The 2,806-nt window shown below is 62.6% G+C and carries 4 protein-coding genes; 3 read left to right on the forward strand and 1 reads right to left on the reverse strand.

What is annotated here, in order from left to right; genetic code table 11:
* Positions 1 to 271, reverse strand: a 271-nt coding sequence (locus VLJ37_12810; protein ID HSA60553.1) for a hypothetical protein, incomplete at its 3' end; no start/stop codon positions are given.
* Positions 272 to 467: 196 nt separating this feature from the next.
* Here VLJ37_12810 and VLJ37_12815 point away from each other — a divergent pair.
* The 3 genes from VLJ37_12815 to VLJ37_12825 all read left to right on the forward strand — a co-directional run.
* Entirely contained in the window at positions 468 to 1,295 is an 828-nt protein-coding gene (locus VLJ37_12815; protein HSA60554.1) for a hypothetical protein, read from the forward strand.
* Positions 1,296 to 1,349: 54 nt separating this feature from the next.
* Positions 1,350 to 2,468 (forward strand): hypothetical protein, encoded by a 1,119-nt coding sequence (locus tag VLJ37_12820; protein HSA60555.1) that lies wholly within the window; start codon positions 1,350 to 1,352, stop codon positions 2,466 to 2,468.
* Between the two features lie 48 nt (positions 2,469 to 2,516).
* A partial coding sequence (locus VLJ37_12825) for a hypothetical protein (protein ID HSA60556.1) occupies positions 2,517 to 2,806 on the forward strand: 290 nt, incomplete at its 3' end.

Genomic DNA, 2,806 nt, shown 5'->3' on the forward strand with positions numbered 1-2,806 from the left:
CGCCGCAACCCGGTTCGGTCGAGGGCCCGCATTCGCCCAGGGTATCGACGCCGTTGTTGACGTGGTTTTGGTGGCCCATCTGAAAGGCCCGGTCGGCCGTGCAGATGGTCACGGGATGGTGATTGACGTTGTGGCAATAACAGACCGTTACGGGCGGCGGATCGCTGGGAAACGTCGGCTTCGCCGCCTGGGCCCCCCAGGGCGCCATGAGCAAGACGGCGATCGCCATCGCGATCCATAGACCCGCTCGGTTCGGCTTTGAGTGTTCCATGCCCCCTCCTAATTTTTCATGATTAGTAGATATGGTACGATCTAAGTACCTATGAAACAATATTAAAAAATTGATTTGTGATTGTTATTATTAAAATAATTTAATTAATGGGTTCACATTGACCCGATCGGTGTCGCCGCTCCGGGTCGCTGCATCGGAACTTATCATCCCGTCATTTTTCCGATATAGTCCCGGCGTGGCGGCGGACGACCGAGAGACCCGTGGTATCTTCATCCGAGTGGCGCTCGCCGCGCTTCTGCTGCCGTCCCTATCCGGGGCGGATCCCAAGAAAGAGATCAGGCTCTACGGACGCATCGCGCAGGTCATCAACCAACACCTGATCGAGGCCTCCAAAAAGGAGTCCGTTTATATCGACCTTGAAGACGGCGGCGATCAGATCGTCGCCTACGTCCCCCATTCCCTTTCCTGCCGGGGCCGTGTGGAGCTGACTGGAAAGTGGATCGAGGTCCGGGGACCCACCAAGCGCCCCGGACGGGAGACCAAGGTGGACGACTCCTACGTGGAGCGGCAAATGGACGTCACCCGCTGGCGCTGCCTCGATTTAGATGATGAGAACGTGGCCGCCCTGATCGACCGGCTGGCCGATCCGAAGGCGTCCCTCGAGCAAAAGGAGGCGGTGAAACGGCGGATCTTGGACCAGGGAAGAGACGCTGTCCCCGTCCTGATCGATCACCTCGGCGACGCGCGCGTCTTCAAGCGCCAAGACATTCAAAACTACTACAACCTCCCGCCGAATCTCCCGACGCCACCTCCCGTCATGGCCAACGTGACCGTGGGACAAGAATGCGAAAGGATCCTCTACGACCTCATCACCCCGAACCCGTCCCCTTCCGCCGGCACGGTCAAAGGCAAACCCTTCAGCTTCTCGGTCTTAAGGGTGACCGACTGGAAGGCCTGGTGGGAGAAGAACAAGGGGAAGGGCCTGGAAGAGATCCATCAGGACCTTCAGCCCTTGGTCGACCGCTACTGGAGGGAGCACGGAACCGAGCAGGTCGTTCCTTAGCACCGCTTCCCGCGGTACCAGCGCTCGCTACGGCTCGTAAAGGAAGCTAGCCCCATGCGATGGATCGCCACATGCCCCCACGAAACGGTCGGAGTGCTCGCCGCCGAACTCAGCGCTCTGGGGGTCAAGGAACAAACCCTGTTGCATCGCGGCGTCGCCTTCGAGGCCGACCTCGAGACGGCGTACCGGGCCCATCTGTCGCTCCGCACGGCCAGCCGGATCCAAAGGGTGGTCAAAGAGTTTCAAGTTTCAAAGCTCCAGGAGTTTCGGGAGGGGCTGCAAAGGATCGAGTGGACGGAGTGGTTGCGGTCGCACCGGCCCTTTACCGTGACGCCCGCTCTCACCGATCCGCCCGCCCAGGCCCTCGGCGAAGAGGCCGTCATCGACGCCGTCGTTCGATCGGTTCAAGGGGCCGCGTTCAAGAAGGGCCCTCCCCGTTTCGATCCCGACGCGGACAATCCCATCACCATCGTGCCGTTCGTCCGGAACGGCGCCTGCGTCCTCGGAATCGATACGGCGGGCCGCGCCCTCCACAAGCGCGGTTGGCGTCTGACGGGCCATCCGGCCGTCTTGAAGGAGACCCTGGCCGCGTCGATCTTGATGCTGGCCGGTTACACGGGCCAGGAGGCCCTCCTCGACCCCATGTGCGGATCGGGGACGATCGTCATCGAGGCGGCCTACATCGCCTTGGGCAAGGCCCCCCTCATCCATCGCGGCAAGGACGACTTTGCCCTGGAGCACCTCGCCGGTTTCGACCGCAATCTGTGGCGCCGCGTCTCCGATCGATTGCGGGTCGCGAAAAGGGACGCCTTGCCGGCGCCGATCTACGCCTCGGACATCGAGCCCAAGTACGTGGACGTGGCGCGGGCCTCCGCCCTCCGCGCCCGCGTCGAGAAATACCTCACGTTCTCCGTGAAACCCATCCAAGAGTGGTCCCCGCCCGAGCCCACGGGTCTCCTCATCGCCAATCTGCCCTACGGCGAACGCCTCGGGGCCGGCGTCCTCAAGGCCCTGTATCAGGATGTCGGCCGGGTCCTCAAAGAGCGCTTTGCCGACTGGCGCATCGCCCTGCTGGTCCCGAGGGACGCCCCGATCCATTTGCTGGGGCTCAAGACGCGCCAAGAAATTTTACTGATGAACGGCGCCCTCCCCGTCAGACTCCTGCTCACTTAGAACGGATCTCGCCTAATCCCTCATTTTCGTGTAGGATGCCGCCACCTGATGATCGGATTCCTTCTCTACTTCGCCACCGCGGTCGGCATCCTTTTTCCGGTCGCCCTTTCCGTGGTGGACGGGAAGATGCCGTGGATGGACGTCCTCACCCCCGCCGTCTTGGGCGCGCCGGGGCTCCTGGGCGCCGCGGCCTTTTTCGCCGTCTTCACCCCGCGCTTCGCCGGCGTCCTCGCCTTTGCCGGCTGCGTCACCTGTTGGATCAACAGCGGGACGAACGTCGTCCGCTCCGTCCAGGCCGTCCTCGCGCCCGGCAACATCGCCGCGCTCGGGGGCATGGA

This window comes from bacterium (assembly GCA_035454885.1).
Taxonomy (GTDB): Bacteria; UBA10199; UBA10199; order JACPAL01.

Bases quoted from the DNA above. Each gene is read 5' to 3' on its own strand.
- VLJ37_12820 (HSA60555.1), top strand. From the start codon at position 1,350: ATGCGATGGATCGCCACATGCCCCCACGAAACGGTCGGAGTGCTCGCC.